Raw genomic sequence first — 17,494 nt, forward strand, 5'->3', positions numbered from 1 at the left:
CCCCGATTATCGCTCGAAACGTATGCGGATGCTGCATTGCCGCATTCATCTCGGTATGCGCCATGCCCCGTTGCGTGTTGACGGCGTTCGGCTTACAACATGGGGTATCGAAGGCGCCGATCGCTGCGCTGATCACAGGGAATGGGGATTCCACATGCACACACATCATTGCGCCACGGGGTTTCGTCGAATTACGTTAGCGGTATTGCCCGCAGCCATAGCGCTGACGCTTGCTGCCTGTGGTGGTGGGGGCGGTGGGGCCAATGTGCGGCCCACGCCGCAAACACCGCCGACACCGCCGGGGGGGCTGGGGTTCACTCCCAATGTAGCCAATGACGCCTCGCTGGTCGTCAACCCGCCCAGCGTGCCAAGCTTAGGTGCACCGCGCACCTTCACAGATCTTTCGATCAATAAGCATCTCAGCCTTATCAATGCCAACGGTGCACTGGGTGCGGGTTTGACCGGCAGCGGCGTCACTATTGGCTTTGTGGATTCGGGGGTAAACCGTAGCCACCCGGCACTGAATGGGCGGGTCACGGCGAGCTTCATTCACATTGACCCCAACACCAACAACACCAGCGTGGACGATGTGGTGGGGCACGGCACCACGGTGGCCTCGCTCGCTGCAGGTCGCCCCACCGTGGGTACCTATAGTGGCGGGCAAACCGGAAACTGGGGCGGCGGCGTGGCGCAAAGCGCCAATATCGTGTCCTCGCGCATCATTGGCGATAAGCGTCCCACCGATGATGGCTCCGGTGCAGGAAATGAAATTCATGCTGGTGACGGCTATGGCGATTTCTTCAAAGGCATCAATAAAGAGCTGGCCGATGCAGGCGCCAAAATCATCAATAACTCATGGGGTGGGTTGTACTGGAACGACCCGGCGTTGACCACCGAGCTTGCCGCTGCATGGAAAGACTTTGTGTTAAATCGCGGCGGTATCGTGGTGTTTGCCAACGGCAACAGCGGTGACGATGCGCGCTTTGCCAATGAGCCTTCCGATAACGCGCGCTTGCCTACCTTGGCCAACGATGCGCAGTTGGAAAAAGGTTGGCTGACGGTAGGCGCACTGGATAACGATAACCCGACCCAACTCACCAGCTATTCGCAAAAATGCGGTAGCGCAATGAACTATTGCCTTGTGGCGCCTGGCAACGATGTGTTTATCGACCCGCAGGCGAAAGTAAGCGATGCCTCTTACAAGCTCTATCAGGGCGGCGGCACATCGTATGCCGCGCCGCTGGTGTCGGGGGCGGCGGCGGTAGTGTGGTCGGCATTCCCGTATTTCACCAATGACCAAGTGCGGCAGGCTTTGCTGGGGGGGGCTAAAGATTTGGGTGCGCCGGGCGTGGACGCCGTGTTTGGCTGGGGCTTGCTGGATGTCACCAAGGCGGCGATGGGGCCAAGCCAATTTGCTTGGGGCGACTTTAGCGTGTCGTTCTCTGGGAATTCGGTTTGGCGTAATGAAATTACCGGCAGTGGCGGGTTGATCAAAAACGGCTCTGGAACGCTGACGCTGACTGAAGCAGGCAAGTTTACTGGCGCAACCCAAGTCAATTCAGGCGGGCTGGCACTACATAAAGGCTTGTCTGCATCCAACCTGACGATTGCAGGCGCAGGCACTGTGTGGGGGAGCGGTGTTTTTGGTGGCAATGTGAGCAATAGCGGGCGGTTCTTGAATGGTGCAACGACGCCAGCGCGTATTTCCGGCAATTACTCGCAAACCAGCGCCGGAAATCTCGGTGTGTGGCTGGGAAGTGCGCTGCATGTGGATGGCAGTGCAGCGCTCAATGGCACAGTGTCGATTTTGGGGGTGAAGTCGGGCTACACCACAACGGCCAAAGAGACGCTGCTCAACGCCAATGGTGGAGTCACGGGAACCTTCAGTACGGTCAAAGCGGCACCAAATGTCTTTTTGGATGCTTCGCTGGGCTATGACCCGAATAACGTCTTCCTCAACATCAACCGTATTGATGTGAGTAAGGCGACCGCGGGCATGGGCATCACCGGGATGAGCCTTGCGGCTGCAACACGAGTGGAGCAGGCCATGCAAGCGATTGATGGCCAGCTCAGCGGTGGCTTTACTGGCATTGGTTCGGCCTTTATTGATGCTGCCGGAGCGTTTCAGCAAGTTGCCAGCGCAGCGCAGGCCGAGGCTTCACTGCGTAGCCTCTCTGGTGAACTCCATGCGGCAAGTGCGGCGCAAACCGTGGCAGCGCTCGACAGCGCCCGGCAGATGCTAGATACCCGCCTTGATGAGGTATTGCAGCGGCCCGCGCGCGTAGGCGGCTGGGCGCGTGACTTAAACAGCAGCGGCCAGCTGGCGCAGTTGGGTGGTGCGGCGATGGGAATGGATAGCCGCGGCACCCTCATTGGTAGCGATTGGCGGGTGGGTGATCACGCGGTTGCCGGGCTTGCGATGAATCGCGTGGAGCAGCTGGGTTGGCAACATATGCGCGGCGATCAAAGCCGTGGGCATCAACGTGAAGTTCAGTTCTACACCGCCACACAACGCGCAGGTTGGCAGCTGCAAACGCAATTTGCACTGGGTAGCTTCCAGCGGCAGATGCAGCGTGAATTACTGCTTGGCGCATTGACGGAAACGGCCGCGACGCAGCTTAGTGGGCGTTATCAAAGCGCGTTTGCGGAAGTTGGGCGTCGCTTTTCCTTCGGCCAGATGGGGCTTACTCCGTATCTTGGGACGCAGTATTTGCGCATCGACAATGACAGCTTTATTGAGTCGGGTGAATCTGGGTTTGGGCTGCGCGCGAATGCTTGGACGAGCCGCTACTGGCAGGGTTTGGCGGGTGTTCGTGCCGAGCGCGGTTGGCGGCTGGGTGGTGTTGAGCTGCGCGCCGATGCGCGTGCGGAATGGCAGCGTAACCTTGCAACAAGTGGGGCATTGTTCAATGCGAGTTTTACCGGCATTGAGCAATGGGCGCCGTTGCAGGGCATGGCCCTGCCTTCACGCAGCCAGCTCTATGGGTTGGGGCTAAGCGCGCGCTGGAGCCCGAACCTGATGCTACGGTTTGATCTGTCACATCGCGCCGGTTTGTGGGGGCGCGATGAAGGGGCGATGCTTTGGGGAATGTATCGGTTCTAGGTGTTGCGCTTAGCCGATACGTGCGTCCACCGCCGCAGCCATTGCGCGGCGTTGGAACACAAAATCCCACAGACTTCCGCCCATCTGCCGCCACAGCACGGCAGAACGCACGGCGGCCATCAGTAGCGAGCGAATCTCCGCGACCACGCTCGCCTGGCCCAAATAATGTGGGTTGCCTTGCACCATCACCCGTGGGCGCAGCTGGCTCACTGTATCGGTGTAGAGCTTGGCAAGATCGGTGACCACTTCAGGGGCGGTGCTGCCCTGTGTTTGCGCTGTGCTTGAGAGCTGCTTTAGTCGCGTCTGCACGGTGTTGGTCATGGCGTCATTGCGCACAAAGCGGCGTTCAAGTTGCAAGACGGCCAGCGTAAGCCGCCCCAGCGCTTCGTCTTTATTACCTTTGGATAAATAGTCACGCAGCTGGCGCAGCCCCGGACGTAGGGTACTGGCGTCACCGTACACGGCTTCCGCTGAGGCGGCGTCAATGCGGAACACGGTGTCGAGGGAGTATTGCACCTGCGCGCTGTCGGGTTGCCCGGTTTCTGCAATGCGGCGCACTTGCGCCAAGGCTTGCAGTAATCCGGCGAGGGCGAGGACGCGGTCGTCGATGGAGTTGCTCATGCAGTCACTAGCTCATGCAAATAACGTAGGGAAAGGGGCGTTCGTACTGTGAATGACGGCGCCGCCTAAACAGTTGTCGCCATCGTAAAGCACCAGTGATTGACCGGGCGTGACCGCACGCTGCGCACGCTCGAAGCGAACTGACAGCGTGCCGTCGCTATTTACCGTGACTTCACATGCTTCGTCGGGCTGGCGATAGCGGGTTTGCGCGGTGCAAGTAAAGTGCTGTGCAGGCGGCGCGCCCGCGATCCAGTGCGCAGCTTCACTTTGCAGCGTGGTGGACTGCAGCCACGGGCTATCGTGGCCTTGATCCACATACAAAATATTGCGCTGCACGTCTTTGCCGACAACAAACCAAGGCGCCTGTGGGCGACCACGCACGCCGCCGATATTCAGCCCTTCGCGCTGGCCTAAGGTGTAATAAAACACACCCGGGTGCTCGCCAATGCGCGCACCATCGGGGGTGCGCATATCGCCGGGTTGGCTGGGAAGGTAGTGCGAAAGAAATTCGCGGAAGTCACGTTCGCCAATAAAACAAATGCCGGTGGAATCTTTTTTGTCAGCAGTGCGAAGGCTGTGCATCGCCGCGATTTTACGCACCTCGTCTTTGTGCATTTCTCCTAAAGGAAAACGCGTAAAGGCAAGCTGTGCTTGGCCGAGCTGGTGCAAAAAATAGCTTTGATCTTTGCTGCGATCTACCGCACGCAGCAGGCAAAATTTGCCGTTGCGTTGCCAGACGCGTGCATAGTGGCCGGTAGCGATCGCCTCCGCGCCCAGTTCCCGCGCTGCATCGAGAAAGTGTTTGAATTTGATCTCGCGGTTGCACAACACGTCGGGGTTGGGGGTGCGACCGGCCGCATATTCGGCAAGAAAATGCTGGAAAACACCGTCCCAATACTCGCGGGAGAAGTCGCGGAAGCGAATCGGGATGCCTAGCGCGCCGCAGACAGACACCGCGTCGCGGCGGTCATCTTCGGCGCGGCAGTCACCACTGCCGTCGTCGTTCCAGTTCTGCATAAACAGGCCGGTTACCTCAAAGCCTGCGTCTTTCAGACACAGCGCGGCCACCGACGAGTCCACGCCGCCAGAGACGCCAACGATGATCTTGCCAGCGCTCATCGCAGCTGCTGCGCAAATGAGAGCGGGTAGCGACAGCCGTCTAGGTAGTCGGAGACCACCTTCCATACCAGCGGGCTGCGGTGGCGCGCAGCTTCTGCCTGCAGCTCCTCTGGGGTAAGCCAGAGCGCCTGCACGATGCCTTCATCCAGCGTGGCGCCAGGAATGGGCGCTATGGGTTCGGCGGCGAACGTGAAGCGCAAATAGTGGCGCCCCCCGCTGCCATCGGGTGCCACCGGCGCTTGCCATTGGTAAGCCCCGACAACGTGGGTGAGGCGCACCTCCCAGCCGGTTTCTTCGCGCGTTTCGCGCAGCGCGGCTTCTTGCAGGCTTTCATTGGGCTCTAAATGCCCGGCGGGTTGGTTGATCACCGTTTGGCCTTGGGCCTGTTCTTCCACGCAAAGCAAGCGGCCATCACGCATCACGATGGTGGCAACGGTGACATCGGGCTGCCAAACGGCGCTCTCGGAGAGTTTGGGCTGTTCAATTCGCATAGGGGCATTGTCTCTGCTGAAGCCGTAAGCGTCTATGCAGGGCAGGATTCGTATAATGGGCGGATGGCTCAAATTCCTGAAAATCCGCAGCATCAGCATGAACACGGCGTGGCGGTGGCACCGGCGAAACCGGCGCTGGCGCGTCCGCCGCTTTATACCGTGCTGCTGCTGAACGACGATTACACCCCGATGGACTTCGTAGTGGACGTACTGGTTCAGTATTTTTCGATGGGGCTGGAACAGGCCACGCAGGTGATGCTGCACGTACATACCCGCGGCAAAGGCGTGTGCGGGGTATTTACCCGCGAAATTGCTGAAACCAAGGTGGCCATGGTCAACGAATATGCGCGGCTGAACCAACACCCGCTGCTATGCACCATGGAGCCCGCCTGAACCAAGTGGTAAAACAGTGCAGGAAAGCACTGTTTCGTTAGCGTATGCTCAAGACTCTTGCTCTAAGGCCGATTGCACCTTACATAGGAAGCAAGAAGTAACGGAGGGCTACCCCCCATGTTTAGCAAGGATCTCGAGCAAACCATTGGCCAGTGCTACAAGCGCACCCGTGAGGCGCGCTATGAGTACATGACGGTTGAGCACCTATTGCTGGCGCTGCTCGACAATCCATCCGCTGAAGCCGTGCTGCACGCCGTGGGTGCGGATATGGCGCGGCTGCGGTTGGAATTAGAAAACGCCATTGAAGTGTCGGTAGGCCGTCTGCCAGAAGATGACGGCCGCGATACCCAGCCCACGCTAGGCTTCCAGCGCGTGCTGCAGCGTGCGGTGTATCACGTGCAGTCGTCGGGAAAGAAGGAAGTTACCGGGGCAAATGTGCTGGTCGCCATTTTTGGCGAAAAAGACTCGCACGCGGTGTATTTCCTCAATCAGCAAGACGTGCATCGCCTCGATGTGGTCAATTACATCTCCCATGGCATCGCCAAGACCGACGATGCACCCGGGCAGCCTGCGCCGGAGAATGAGGCGCGTAGCGAGGGCGAAGGTGAGCCAAAAGGCGACCCGCTCACCGAGTTTGCCAGTAACCTCAACGAAACTGCACTCGCGGGTAAGATCGACCCGCTGGTGGGGCGCGCAGAAGAAATTGAGCGCACCGTGCAGGTGCTCTGCCGCCGTCGCAAGAACAACCCGCTGTATGTGGGCGAATCTGGCGTGGGCAAAACCGCGCTGGCCGAAGGTTTGGCCAAGCGCATTGTGGATGGCGAAGTGCCAGACGTGCTCAGTGAAGCGGTGATCTACGCACTCGACTTAGGCGCGCTGGTAGCAGGCACCAAGTATCGCGGTGATTTTGAAAAGCGCTTGAAAGGCGTGCTGGCGTCATTGAAGAAACAGCCCAACGCAATTCTATTTATCGACGAAATTCACACCATTATTGGTGCGGGTTCGGCCAGTGGCGGCACGATGGATGCGTCGAACCTCATCAAGCCAGTGCTGGCCAACGGCGAGCTGCGCTGCATTGGTTCCACCACCTTCCAAGAATATCGCGGTGTGTTTGAAAAAGACCGCGCACTGGCGCGGCGCTTTCAAAAGATCGACGTGGTTGAGCCCACCGTAGGCGAGGCCGTGGAAATTTTGAAGGGCTTGCGGCCGAAGTATGAAGCCCACCACGAGGTGAGCTATGCCGATGACGCGATCCAGGCCGCTGTGGATTTGTCGGTGAAGCATATTGGTGACCGTTTATTGCCAGACAAAGCGATTGACGTGATCGACGAGGCTGGTGCGCGTCAGCGTTTGCAACCGACGGAAACGCGCAAGCATCTGATTGACGTGGAAGAGATTGAAACCATAGTGGCGAAGATGGCGCGCATTCCAGCCAAGCAAGTCTCGGCGTCGGATAAAGATGTGCTACGCCACCTCGACCGCAATTTGCGCATGGTGATCTTCGGCCAAGACCCGGCAATTGACACCCTTGCCAGCGCAATCAAACTGGCGCGCTCGGGCCTTGGCAACCCCGATAAACCCATCGGCAGCTTCCTGTTTGCAGGTCCCACCGGTGTGGGCAAGACGGAAGTCACCCGGCAGCTGGCGATGCAACTGGGCATTGAGCTGATTCGCTTCGATATGAGCGAATACATGGAGCCGCATTCGGTGTCGCGTTTGATTGGCGCTCCTCCGGGCTATGTGGGTTTCGATCAGGGTGGCCTGCTGACCGAGAAAATCGTCAAAACCCCGCACTGCGTGTTGCTGCTGGATGAAATTGAAAAAGCCCATCCGGATATTTTCAATATCCTGCTGCAGGTGATGGATCGCGGCACGCTTACCGATACCAATGGGCGCGAGGCTAACTTCCGTAATGTCATTGTGGTGATGACCACCAATATCGGCGCAACTCAAGCAGCGCGGCGCAGCATTGGCTTCACCAAGCAAGACCATAGCCCGGATGCGATGGAAGCCATTCGGCGCGGTTTTACCCCCGAGTTCCGCAACCGCTTAGATGCCATCGTGCAGTTCCAAGCCTTGGGCTTTGAACATATCCTGCGCGTGGTGGATAAGTTCTTGATTGAGCTTGAGCTTCAGCTGCATGAAAAACATGTGGCGCTCAGCACCACGCCTGCGGCGCGCGAATGGCTGGGGCATAACGGCTTTGATCCACTGATGGGCGCACGCCCGATGGCACGGCTGATTTTGGACAAGATCAAGCGCCCACTGGCCGACGAGCTACTGTTTGGCAAGCTGGTGGACGGCGGCCGGGTCACAGTGGATGCGGCGGATGGCGAGCTGACCTTGGACGTGCAGGCCGAGCCGGAGAAGCTGCTGCCCGCTTTGGTGGACTAAACCGTGGCTGCAAAGGCGTGGCTGCAGCTGGCTAAGGTGGCCGACACCGCAGCGCGTGCACAATCCGAGGGCTTGGGCTGGCTTACGGCGCTTGAGCAGCAGCGGCTTGCAGCCATGCAGGCCGCACCTCGTCGGGAGAGCTTTATCGCCGGGCACTGGCTGGCCCGGCAGTTGGCCGCGCGCTGGCTGGGCGAGGCGTCTGCCACCCTCACGCTGGCGGCGCATCCCGATGGACGTCCGTTGTTGTTAAGAGGTGGCGATACGCTGCCGCTGTCGCTATCGCTTAGCCATAGCGGCGGCTGGCTGGCGCTGGCGCTAAGTGATGCTGCCGTGGGGGTGGATATCGAACTACCGCAGCGTGAGCGCAACTGGGAGGCGCTGGCGGCGTTTACGTTTTCGGAAGAGGAAAGCCAGCGAGTTTGCTGCGCCGAGCCAGCACAGCAGCGCACGGTGTTTCATACCCTGTGGACATTGAAAGAAGCACGCGGCAAGCGCAGCGGAGAAGGGCTGCTGCCGCAGGCGGCGCGGAAGGTTTCGGCCTTGGTCTGTATGCCTGCCGAAAGCGAGGCGCGAAGTTGGGTTTGGCAGGATGGCGCGCTGGCGTTGGCGCTCGCGGCAAGCGCGCAGCTTGAACTCGTGGAGACGCCGCAGCTGCAGACGCCACATTACTGGCGTTATGCGCAGGCGGCATCAGTGCTGGATTGATCGCGCCGATAATTCCCTTTAAGGTGTAGCGCGATTTTTGGAGAAGACACATGTTGCCAGCATTGGATGCACACGCGCCCGGCGTTGACGCCACGGCAGAGACTATTCCGCCCACCGAGGCGCGCCTACAAGAGATCGTATTCCCCGATCATGCCAACCACTTGGGTACCTTATTCGGCGGGCAAGCGCTGGCGTGGATGGATAAAGCCGCGTTTATTGCCGCCTCGCGCTATGCGCGTAAAACCGTGGTGACTGCACGTTCGGAACAGGTAGATTTTCGCCTACCCATTCGCCAAGGCCAGCTGGTGGAAGTGGTGGCGCGGATTGTGGAGGTAGGGCGTAGTTCCATGCAGGTGGAAGTTGAGCTCATTGCCGAAGACCTGCTGCAGGGTGAGCGCGAGCTGTGCACGCGCGGACGCTTTACCATGATTGCGCTCGATGGTCGCGGCCGTCCGGTACAGGTGCCGCCACTCACGCCTGCCGTTGCGTAAGCGGCTTACTCTGTCGCGTCAGGGTGTCTGGCTTTCCACGCGGCCAGCATCTTGCGGTAGTAGTCCATTTCTTCGGCGTACGCATCGTGCACGCAGCTGGGGCATCCGCTATCGCAGCAGTCAGAAGGTAGTGGACGCTCGGGAGGCTGCGGGCGTGGGTCAAGCTGTGGAAGCGGAAGTACGTCAGACATGCGCACATGATAGTGGACGCCGCCTGTACGCGGCGTACACGCGCACGCTACGGCTTGCCAGCCGCAAGGTATTATTGAGTGATGACGGCTTATCTTCCTACTTGGCTGCGCCCTTGGTTAGACGTGTTGGTGCCAGCGCTACATATTCTTTTGGTGCTGTTAGTGGGCTGGACGCTGCGCTGGCTGGTGCTGCGTTTGATCGCCCGGCTCACGATGCGCTACGACCTGCCACCGATGGTGGTGATGGCCTCGCGGCGGGTGTCCACGTTCTTGATCTCGCTGGCCACGCTGCTGGCGGTGCTGCAGCAGCTGGGCGTATCGGCGGGCGTGCTGTGGGGCGCGTTTACCGGCTTTGCAACGGTGGCGGCCGTGGCATTTTTTGCCGCGTGGAGCGTGCTGACCAATATCTTCTGCTCGTTCCTCATTTTGACTACGCGCCCGTTCCGCCTGCACGATTACATCGAACTTTTGGACGACGGCGAAAAACGCGGCCTGCGTGGGCAGGTGGTGGATATCAATCTGATCTACGTCACCCTGCAGGAAACCCATTTGGACGGTAGCAGCAGCGTATTGCGCGTGCCGAATAGCCACTTCTTCCAGCGCGCGGTACGGCGCTGGACCAGCGAAACATCAGCCCATGCGCTGGTAGCAAATGTGGGCGGCACAAATAAGGCTACACCAAACGCAGAGGAAAACGGCGCGAGAACCGCGCCGTAAGAGTTATAGATCGAAGTCGTAATTCATCGTGGGCGCAGCTACAGCGAGGAAGTCGCCTTCTGCGTAGCTAATACCGCTGGCAAACAGTATGGTCATGCTGGCAGCGTCTTGCACAAATTCAGCAATACTTTGAATGCCCATGTCGTGGGCCTTTTGTGCCAGCTCGCGGATGCGCTGCTGGTTGCTGCTGTTCTTGGCCAAGTCTTCGGTGAAGCTGCGATCGATCTTGATGAAGCTCGGCTGGAAGTGGGTAAGCAGCTGGAATGAATCGAGGCCCGCGCCGAACTGCTCCAACACCATTTGGCAGCCATACTGGCCGATCGCGGTGGCAAAATCTTGCACCGCACGCAGGTTGATAAATACTTTGGATTCCGGAACTTGCAGTAGTAGTGCGCTTCCACTGAGACCGTGTTCGGCGAGGCGTTCGCCAATAAAGCCGGGCAGGGTGTCGTCTTGCAGTGAGGACTGGGTGATCTTCAGCAGCACAGTAACGTCTTTTCCGGCCTGCTTGCGTTCGGCAATCGCGTCAATCGCGTGACGAATGACCCAGCGGTCGATCTCACCCAAGAGGCCGTGCTCTTCGGCAATGTGCATGAAGCTGCTGGGGGACACCGTTTCGCCGGTGCCGAAATCCAGCCGCAGATAGCCTTCGTAGATGGGGCGCGGTTCGCCCATTAGGTGAATAATGGGCTGGTAGTGCAGCAAGAAACGATCGTTGATCAGGGCATCGCGCAGGCGTTCCACCCAGGCTTGAATACGCTCTTCTTCGGCGCGGTCCACCGCGCTGGGATCAAAAATTTCGATGTGGTTGCCGCCCACGCCCAAAGACGATTGCAAACACTGGCTGGCCTTCGCCATGGCTTGGGTAACGCTGGCGTTTTTCTCGCCAATCTGAACGCCGCCAATGCTGGCGGTGATGGTGCCGGACTTTCCGCCAACTTCAAACACTTGTTCAGATGCGGCGATGCGGATGCGTTCGGCAAGTGTTGTGGTGACGGTGTGGTCACCGCGAATCAATACGGCAAAGCTGTGCTCACCAAAGCGCGCGACGTGCACGCTGTTTTCCGCAAGCTGTTGGGTGTCGATGGTGCTTTGCAGGCCGTGGGCGATGGCGGCGAGCAGGTCATCGGCGCTATCAAGGCCAATCTCATTCAAATAGCGCTGGTAGTTATCTGGCTCTAATAGCAGCAGGCCGTATTGTTGGCGGCTCTGTGCGGCATCCACCACGGCCTCTTCTAATGTGTGCAAGAAGGTGGGGCGGTTGAGTAGGCCGGTAGCCTGATCGCGCTTGCGTAGTTCTTCCAGTTCGCGCGCGAGTTCAGGGTCCACCTCGACGGCTTGATGGCGGAAGATCACCTGCTGGCAGTGTTCGCCCTGATATTCGGCGGGGCTGAACTCCATGACGGCGGGGAAACTATTGCCTTCACTGTCGCGCGCCGTGAGTTCATAGCGCGGAGGGGCTTCTTCCCCTTTGGAAAGACTCTTCAGCAAGGTTTTGAACGCATCCACATCGCCGGGGGCGACAAGGTCGAGCAGTGACATGCCTTCAATATCGTCGAACGATTCGTAGCCAAACATCTCCAAATACGCCTGATTAGCGCGGATATGCATGCCTTCGTGGATATAGGCGATGGGCTCGCGTGAGGAGTCGATCAACATGTCGCAGCGGCGCTGGGTTTCGCGCATCTGCGCTTCCAAGCGGCGCTGTGAGCGGCGTGCTTCCAAGTCGTTCCACTCGGTTTGCACGTTCTTCAAAAATTGCTGCGGGCGGTCGCGCAGGGCCACGGCCTGTGCACCCAGTGCTTGCACGTTTTCCAAGATGTCGTCGGTAATGCCGTCGAGCATGGCCAGCAGCGGTACGTCTTTACCGCAGCCCATCACCGCTTTGGCCACTTGTTCAAACGGTAGGACCACGGCGGCATAGTCGGCCAGCAGCATGTCCACCGGCTGCCCGGCGAGCATGTCGGCAAGGTCGTCCATGGATTCGGGGCGCAGCGGGCGCACCGCAATGCCCGCGTTGCGCAAGCGGCTGACCACGGCTTCGGCCTCGTTGACCAAGTCGGCAACCAGCATCAGGCGGAGGGCAGTGTCTTTTTTCTGGGCCATGCGTCGGGGGAAAGTCGTTGGCGTTATTACAGACAGGCTACATCATTCAGCGCGTCTGGCAATGGTTTGCGCAAGGGGGGTCTTGCCGGGCTGGCCGGGAATTTCGCGCACCAACCGGGGCACCAGATAGCCGGAAAGCCTAGCCGAGAGCGCGGTATGCAGGGCCAGCGCGCGCGCGTCCTCGACTTCAAAATGCGCCGTTCCGGCCACGCGGTCGAGCTGGTGCAGGTAATAGGGCAGCACGCCCGCTTGAAGGCCGCGTTCGCACAGGTTGGCGAGGGCGTCCACCGAATCGTTCACGCCGCGCAGCAAAACAGCTTGATTCAAAACGGTGACGTTGATCGCACGTAGGGCGGCGATGGCGGCATCCACGCTGGGGTCAAACTCGTTGGCGTGGTTGGCGTGCACCACCAGTACAGTGGGCCAAGGCAGGCCGCGCAGCCACGCCAGCAGGCCTTCGTCCACGCGCTCGGGCAGTACGATGGGGAGGCGCGAATGGATGCGCAGGCGGCGCAGATGGGGGATATCGCGCAGCGCGTCGGTGAGTTCGGCCAGCTTGTGGTCGGCCAGCGAGAGCGGGTCGCCGCCCGATAAAATGACCTCGTGGATGCTGGCGTCGTGGCGAATTACCTCCACCGCTTCGCGCCAACCTGCGGCAGCGGCGGTGTCTTCAGCATACGGATAGTAGCGACGGAAGCAGTAGCGGCAGTTCACCGCGCAGCTTCCGGTGGCGATCAACAAGGCGCGGCCGTTGTATTTTTGAATCACCCCGTGGCCGCTGCGCGCGGCGTGATCACCCACGGCGTCCAGCTCGAAACCGGGCACGATGCGGTCTTCCTCCAGCACCGGCAGCACTTGCCGCAGCAAGGGGTCGCTGGGGTCGCCTTTACGCATCCGTGCCACGAAACCACGCGGCACCCGCAGCGGAAACTGCTGCGCGGCGGCGTCGGAAATATGCGCGGCCAAGTCCGGTAAATCCAGTAAATTCAAAAGCTCTCGCGGGTCACGCACGGCTTGCCGCCATGCGGCCTGCCAGCGGCTTGGGGTGGGGTGCTGCAAGAAAGGGGGGGCTGCGGGTATCATAGGCGGCTGCACAACAGGTTCCGGCGAATGTCGGAATTTCCATATCCCTATAGTTTAGCCGCCCTGCCGGGTGGCCCCAAGGAGTACCCATGGCCACCCTCGGCATGAACGACGTTAAAAACGGGCAAAAGATCCTCGTCAACAACGAGCCTTCCATCATCACCGAAACCGATTATGTGAAGCCGGGCAAGGGCCAAGCCTTTACCCGCGTGCGTTACCGCCAGATCCGCACCGGTCGCGTGCAGGAAATCACCATGAAGTCCACCGACTCGGTGGAAGCCGCTGATGTGGTGGATACCGATATGCAGTACCTATACGCTGACGGCGAATACTGGCACTTCATGAATCAGGAAACCTTCGAGCAGGTGCAGGCCGACAAGGCCGGCATGGGTGATGCCGCGAAGTGGCTGAAGGGTGAAGAAGAATGCGTGGTCACGTTGTTCAACGGCAGCCCGATTCAAGTCACCCCGCCGAACTTCGTCGAGCTGAAGATCGTTGAGACCGATCCGGGCGTGCGCGGCGATACCTCTGGTGGCGGCGGCAAGCCGGCGACGCTGGAAACCGGCGCTGTGGTGCGCGTGCCGCTGTTCGTGGGCCAAGATGAAATCATCAAGGTCGATACCCGCAGCGGCGAATACGTTTCGCGTGTGAAATAAATCATGACCGACCTCACCCCACAGCCCTGCGATCTGTTGATCGAAGCCGGCTGGGTGGTGCCTGTGGTGCCGCACGGCGTGGTCCTCACCGATCACGCCGTTGCTGTATCTAACGGGCGCATCCAAGCCATTCTCCCGATCCATGAGGCGCGCGCGCAGTTTGTGCCGAAAGAAACCGTGGCCCGCCCCGAGGCCGCGCTGATTCCTGGGCTGGTCAATGCACATACGCATAACCCAATGACCCTGCTGCGCGGGGTGGCCGACGATCTGCCGTTGATGACGTGGCTGCGCGAGCACATCTGGCCGGTAGAAGGCGCGGTCATGGGGCCGGAGTTTGTGGCCGATGGCACTACGCTGGCGATTGCGGAAATGCTGCGTGGAGGCACTACCTGCGCGAACGAAAATTATTTCTTCGCTGATGTGGCCGCCGCTGTTTATAAAAAACATGGTTTCCGCGCCTTGGTGGGCTCGGTCATCATCGATTTCCCCAGCGCTTGGGCGAAAACCGATGACGAATACTTCGACCGCGCCTGCGAGCTGCACGACGCTTGGCATGGCGATGCTCTTGTTGGCACTGCATTTGCCCCGCATGCGCCGTATACGGTAAGCGATGCGAACTTCGAACGCGTACGCATGCTGGCCGATCAGCTCGACGTGCTGGTGCATCTGCACACCCACGAAACCGCGCAGGAAATCGCTGATTCCATCAAGCTGCACGGCCAGCGCCCGCTGGCGCGGTTAGATCGCTTGGGGCTGGTCAACGACCGCCTAATCGCCGTGCACATGACCCAGCTCACCGAGGCCGAGATCGCACTCTGCGCCGAACGCGGCGTGAGCGTGGTGCATTGCCCGGAGTCCAACCTCAAGCTGGCTTCGGGCTTCTGCCCAGCCTGCGCACTACTCAAAGCTGGGGTAAATCTTGCGATCGGTACCGATGGCTGCGCGTCCAATAATGACTTGGATATGTTCGGCGAAACCCGCACCGCTGCGCTGCTAGGTAAGGCTGTGGCCAACGATGCTGCAGGTTTTTCTGCGCATGAGGCGCTGCGTGCGGCCACCTTGGGTGGGGCAAACGCGTTGGGCTTTGGCGATAAGGTCGGTTCGCTGGAAGTTGGCAAACAAGCCGATCTCGTCTGCGTGGATCTCGCGCAGCTGGAAACCCAGCCACTGCATCACGTGGTCTCGCAGTTGGTGTACGCCGCAGGGCGCCAGCAGGTGAGCGATGTGTGGATCAACGGCGTGGCCAAACTGCGTCAACGCGTCTTAGTGGATATGGATATGGACGCCATCATCGCCAACGCCAAGCAGTGGCGGCAGCGCATTGCCGGGATTGAACGCGCATCATGACCACGACTTCTTCGCATTCCAATTTTCATCAGGCCGAACTGGATAAGTTCGACGAACTGGCACAGCGCTGGTGGGACCCAAATGGCCCGCAAAAAGCCCTGCATGCACTGAACCCGGTGCGGCTGGATTACGTAGCCCAGCGCACCTCATTAGCGGGTGCAGCCGTGCTGGACGTTGGCTGCGGTGGTGGTTTGCTGAGTGAGGCACTGGCCAAGGCCGGTGCGCAGGTAACCGCGATTGATCTAGCGCCGAACCTGCTGAAAGTTGCGCGTCTGCACGGGTTGGAGTCGGGCATCAAAGTGCACTATCGGCAGCTGCCGGTGGAGCAGCTTGCGCAAGAAGCGCCGGGGAGTTTCGATGCGGTAACGTGCATGGAAATGCTGGAGCATGTGCCTGACCCCGCTTCCGTTGTGCGCGCTTGCGCCACCTTGCTCAAGCCCGGTGGTCGGCTGTTCCTGTCCACTTTGAACCGTACTCCGGTGGCCTTTGCGCTGGCGATTGTGGGGGCGGAGTACATCGCGCGCCTGCTGCCCAAGGGCACCCACCAATACCGCGACTTCATCAAGCCAGCGGAGCTGGCGCGTCTGCTGCGTGAAGCCAAGCTAGATTTAGAAGACGTGAGTGGGTTGATGTATCAACCGTGGCGCAATGCCGCGCGGCTGAGCACGCGCGTGGATGTGAACTATCTTGCGTGTGCACGCAAACCCGAATGAGCGATGTGATGTTTCCCAAGCTGGTGTTGTTTGATTTAGATGGGACCCTGCTCGATAGTGCCCCCGATATGCTGGCCACGGTTAACCGCATGCGCGCGGCGCGTGGGCATGGGTCTATGGCCTTAGAGACGCTGCGGCCACAGGTATCGAAAGGCGCGCGCGCGATGAGCGCGATAGCCTTTCCAGAGCTGGGTGGAGAGGTGCCGGGCGAATTGATCGCTGAGTTTCTAGCGATTTACGAGCAGGTACTCGGCGAGAACAGCACGCTATTTGCGGGCGTGCCGGAGTTGCTTGACGCCGTCGAAACCGCGGGCAGTCGTTGGGGCATCGTGACCAACAAACCCGAATACTTGGCGCGCAAAATTCTGCCCAAACTCGGTTGGGACACACGCAGCGCCATTTTGATTGGTGGCGACACGCTGCCGCAGCGCAAGCCGCATCCGCTGCCGTTGCTGCACGCGCTGGAAGCCTTGGCGGTTGACGTCATGGATTGTGTGTATGTGGGGGACGACCAGCGCGATATCGACGCGGCGCGCGCGGCCAATATGCGCAGCATCGTGGCGCTATGGGGCTATCGCCCGGAAGGGGATGACCCGCAGACATGGGGAGGCAGCGCGATGGCGTCTGCCGCCGCTGATTTATTGCAGCCTAAATTTTGGGAGGCGCTGCCGTGAGCGAGCGCGAGACGTGGCAAAGTTTTTTGAATAAATGGCAGACGTGGTGGCCAGAATGGGCCGTAGCCGAAGCCTTTATTCCCGAACCGCAGCGCGAGCTGGCGCGGGCGTGGCTGGCACTGCGCGGCGAATGGGCCGACGCAGCCTGGGCCGGGCAAGACCCAACGCCGGGCGCAGCCAAACTAGGTTGGTGGGTGGAAGAGCTGCAGGGCTGGTCGCAGGGGGCGCACCGCCATCCGCTGGGCGGGCTGCTGCAAAGCAAGCCGGTGGCATGGTCCACACTGGCCGCGCGCCTGCCCGCGCTAGGCTCTAGCCGCACGCTAGAAGGCGATCTGGCCTCGGCGGTGCGCAGCCTCAATACCGTGGCCCAAGGGCTCACCGAAACCGCTGCCGTGCTGTTTGAAGGCACGCCCGCAGAGCCGCAGGATGTGGCCATTACCCTGCTGGCCGAACGCGCGCTGCGCCAGCCGCCCAGCGGAGTACAGGGGGAATTGAGCGCGCGTGGCCTGTTAGAACAGCCGCGTCTGCCCGGCGGCACCCGGCCCGAGCGCATCCACGCCGCCCTGCTGCGCTGGCGCTTGCAGCGCCGTGTGGCCAATCAAGAAGGCGCAACACCGCGCTGGCGCGCTCTCTGGGCCAGTTGGCAGGCGGCGCGCGGCTAACCCGGCATCTGCACTACAGCGTTGCAGC

At 60.2% G+C, this 17,494-nt stretch carries 17 protein-coding genes; 11 read left to right on the forward strand and 6 right to left on the reverse strand.

Annotated elements, in window-relative coordinates:
- The first annotated feature begins 154 nt into the window (after window positions 1-154).
- Window positions 155-3,103: an autotransporter serine protease gene (locus tag KUL77_RS00820; RefSeq protein WP_297142300.1), complete on the forward strand. Its 2,949-nt coding sequence runs from the start codon at window positions 155-157 to the stop codon at window positions 3,101-3,103.
- A 9-nt stretch (window positions 3,104-3,112) separates the two neighbouring features.
- Here KUL77_RS00820 and hflD read toward each other — a convergent pair whose 3' ends face one another.
- Genes hflD through KUL77_RS00835 form a run of 3 tightly spaced genes read right to left on the reverse strand, consistent with a single transcriptional unit; the run spans window position 3,113 to window position 5,334 of the window.
- Window positions 3,113-3,724, reverse strand: coding sequence for a high frequency lysogenization protein HflD (gene hflD, locus KUL77_RS00825; protein ID WP_297142302.1), 612 nt, complete (start codon window positions 3,722-3,724; stop codon window positions 3,113-3,115).
- A 12-nt stretch (window positions 3,725-3,736) separates the two neighbouring features.
- Window positions 3,737-4,843 (reverse strand): tRNA 2-thiouridine(34) synthase MnmA, encoded by a 1,107-nt coding sequence (mnmA, locus tag KUL77_RS00830; protein ID WP_297142304.1) that lies wholly within the window; start codon window positions 4,841-4,843, stop codon window positions 3,737-3,739.
- Window positions 4,840-5,334 (reverse strand): NUDIX hydrolase, encoded by a 495-nt coding sequence (locus tag KUL77_RS00835; protein ID WP_297142305.1) that lies wholly within the window; start codon window positions 5,332-5,334, stop codon window positions 4,840-4,842. The genes mnmA and KUL77_RS00835 overlap by 4 nt, the downstream gene beginning before the upstream one ends.
- Before the next feature lie 72 nt (window positions 5,335-5,406).
- Here KUL77_RS00835 and clpS point away from each other — a divergent pair, with 72 nt between their 5' ends.
- The 4 genes from clpS to KUL77_RS00855 all read left to right on the forward strand — a co-directional run bounded on the left by clpS (window position 5,407) and on the right by KUL77_RS00855 (window position 9,317).
- Complete coding sequence (gene clpS / locus KUL77_RS00840; protein WP_297142381.1) at window positions 5,407-5,727, forward strand: ATP-dependent Clp protease adapter ClpS; 321 nt, start codon at window positions 5,407-5,409, stop codon at window positions 5,725-5,727.
- A gap of 117 nt (window positions 5,728-5,844) precedes the next feature.
- Window positions 5,845-8,121, forward strand: coding sequence for an ATP-dependent Clp protease ATP-binding subunit ClpA (clpA, locus tag KUL77_RS00845; RefSeq protein ID WP_297142307.1), 2,277 nt, complete (start codon window positions 5,845-5,847; stop codon window positions 8,119-8,121).
- A gap of 3 nt (window positions 8,122-8,124) precedes the next feature.
- Window positions 8,125-8,826, forward strand: coding sequence for a 4'-phosphopantetheinyl transferase superfamily protein (locus KUL77_RS00850; RefSeq protein WP_297142309.1), 702 nt, complete (start codon window positions 8,125-8,127; stop codon window positions 8,824-8,826).
- A 50-nt stretch (window positions 8,827-8,876) separates the two neighbouring features.
- Entirely contained in the window at window positions 8,877-9,317 is a 441-nt protein-coding gene (locus KUL77_RS00855) for an acyl-CoA thioesterase (protein WP_297142312.1), read from the forward strand.
- Window positions 9,318-9,322: 5 nt separating this feature from the next.
- Here the strand turns inward: KUL77_RS00855 and KUL77_RS00860 are convergent, their stop codons facing one another.
- Window positions 9,323-9,508, reverse strand: a complete 186-nt coding sequence (locus KUL77_RS00860; RefSeq protein ID WP_297142316.1) for an oxidoreductase-like domain-containing protein — start codon at window positions 9,506-9,508, stop codon at window positions 9,323-9,325.
- A gap of 81 nt (window positions 9,509-9,589) precedes the next feature.
- Between KUL77_RS00860 and KUL77_RS00865 the strand changes: the two genes are divergently transcribed.
- Window positions 9,590-10,225, forward strand: a complete 636-nt coding sequence (locus tag KUL77_RS00865) for a mechanosensitive ion channel family protein (protein ID WP_297142319.1) — start codon at window positions 9,590-9,592, stop codon at window positions 10,223-10,225.
- Between the two features lie 3 nt (window positions 10,226-10,228).
- On the opposite strand, the gene KUL77_RS00870 is transcribed toward KUL77_RS00865, so the two are convergent.
- Together KUL77_RS00870 and epmB are read right to left on the reverse strand one after the other, a co-directional pair.
- Window positions 10,229-12,331, reverse strand: a complete 2,103-nt coding sequence (locus KUL77_RS00870) for a bifunctional diguanylate cyclase/phosphodiesterase (RefSeq protein WP_297142323.1) — start codon at window positions 12,329-12,331, stop codon at window positions 10,229-10,231.
- A gap of 42 nt (window positions 12,332-12,373) precedes the next feature.
- Window positions 12,374-13,414 (reverse strand): EF-P beta-lysylation protein EpmB, encoded by a 1,041-nt coding sequence (gene epmB / locus KUL77_RS00875; protein WP_297142384.1) that lies wholly within the window; start codon window positions 13,412-13,414, stop codon window positions 12,374-12,376.
- Between the two features lie 89 nt (window positions 13,415-13,503).
- On the opposite strand from epmB, the gene efp reads away from it, so the two are divergent.
- Genes efp through KUL77_RS00900 form a run of 5 tightly spaced genes read left to right on the forward strand, consistent with a single transcriptional unit; the run spans window position 13,504 to window position 17,466 of the window.
- Window positions 13,504-14,070, forward strand: coding sequence for an elongation factor P (gene efp / locus KUL77_RS00880; protein ID WP_297142325.1), 567 nt, complete (start codon window positions 13,504-13,506; stop codon window positions 14,068-14,070).
- Window positions 14,071-14,073: 3 nt separating this feature from the next.
- Window positions 14,074-15,417, forward strand: coding sequence for a TRZ/ATZ family hydrolase (locus KUL77_RS00885; protein ID WP_297142328.1), 1,344 nt, complete (start codon window positions 14,074-14,076; stop codon window positions 15,415-15,417).
- The gene (gene ubiG / locus KUL77_RS00890) at window positions 15,414-16,130 is read left to right on the forward strand and encodes a bifunctional 2-polyprenyl-6-hydroxyphenol methylase/3-demethylubiquinol 3-O-methyltransferase UbiG (protein WP_297142330.1); all 717 of its coding nucleotides are present in this window, start codon (window positions 15,414-15,416) and stop codon (window positions 16,128-16,130) included. The genes KUL77_RS00885 and ubiG overlap by 4 nt, the downstream gene beginning before the upstream one ends.
- Entirely contained in the window at window positions 16,109-16,804 is a 696-nt protein-coding gene (gene gph, locus KUL77_RS00895; protein ID WP_297142334.1) for a phosphoglycolate phosphatase, read from the forward strand. The genes ubiG and gph overlap by 22 nt, the downstream gene beginning before the upstream one ends.
- Window positions 16,801-17,466: a phytoene/squalene synthase family protein gene (locus KUL77_RS00900; protein WP_297142337.1), complete on the forward strand. Its 666-nt coding sequence runs from the start codon at window positions 16,801-16,803 to the stop codon at window positions 17,464-17,466. Before gph ends, KUL77_RS00900 begins: the two co-directional genes overlap by 4 nt.
- Window positions 17,467-17,494 lie beyond the last annotated feature (28 nt).

It is taken from the genome of Thermomonas sp. (genome assembly GCF_019104945.1).
In the GTDB taxonomy this organism is placed as follows: Bacteria; Pseudomonadota; Gammaproteobacteria; order Xanthomonadales; family Xanthomonadaceae; genus Thermomonas.

Coding starts and splice junctions, on each gene's coding strand:
- efp (WP_297142325.1), top strand. CDS start 13,504: ATGGCCACCCTCGGCATGAACGACGTTAAAAACGGGCAAAAGATCCTC.
- KUL77_RS00865 (WP_297142319.1), top strand. CDS start 9,590: ATGACGGCTTATCTTCCTACTTGGCTGCGCCCTTGGTTAGACGTGTTG.
- epmB (WP_297142384.1), bottom strand. CDS start 13,414: ATGATACCCGCAGCCCCCCCTTTCTTGCAGCACCCCACCCCAAGCCGC.
- KUL77_RS00885 (WP_297142328.1), top strand. CDS start 14,074: ATGACCGACCTCACCCCACAGCCCTGCGATCTGTTGATCGAAGCCGGC.
- hflD (WP_297142302.1), bottom strand. CDS start 3,724: ATGAGCAACTCCATCGACGACCGCGTCCTCGCCCTCGCCGGATTACTG.
- mnmA (WP_297142304.1), bottom strand. CDS start 4,843: ATGAGCGCTGGCAAGATCATCGTTGGCGTCTCTGGCGGCGTGGACTCG.
- ubiG (WP_297142330.1), top strand. CDS start 15,414: ATGACCACGACTTCTTCGCATTCCAATTTTCATCAGGCCGAACTGGAT.
- KUL77_RS00870 (WP_297142323.1), bottom strand. CDS start 12,331: ATGGCCCAGAAAAAAGACACTGCCCTCCGCCTGATGCTGGTTGCCGAC.
- clpA (WP_297142307.1), top strand. CDS start 5,845: ATGTTTAGCAAGGATCTCGAGCAAACCATTGGCCAGTGCTACAAGCGC.
- KUL77_RS00835 (WP_297142305.1), bottom strand. CDS start 5,334: ATGCGAATTGAACAGCCCAAACTCTCCGAGAGCGCCGTTTGGCAGCCC.
- KUL77_RS00820 (WP_297142300.1), top strand. CDS start 155: ATGCACACACATCATTGCGCCACGGGGTTTCGTCGAATTACGTTAGCG.
- KUL77_RS00855 (WP_297142312.1), top strand. CDS start 8,877: ATGTTGCCAGCATTGGATGCACACGCGCCCGGCGTTGACGCCACGGCA.
- KUL77_RS00860 (WP_297142316.1), bottom strand. CDS start 9,508: ATGTCTGACGTACTTCCGCTTCCACAGCTTGACCCACGCCCGCAGCCT.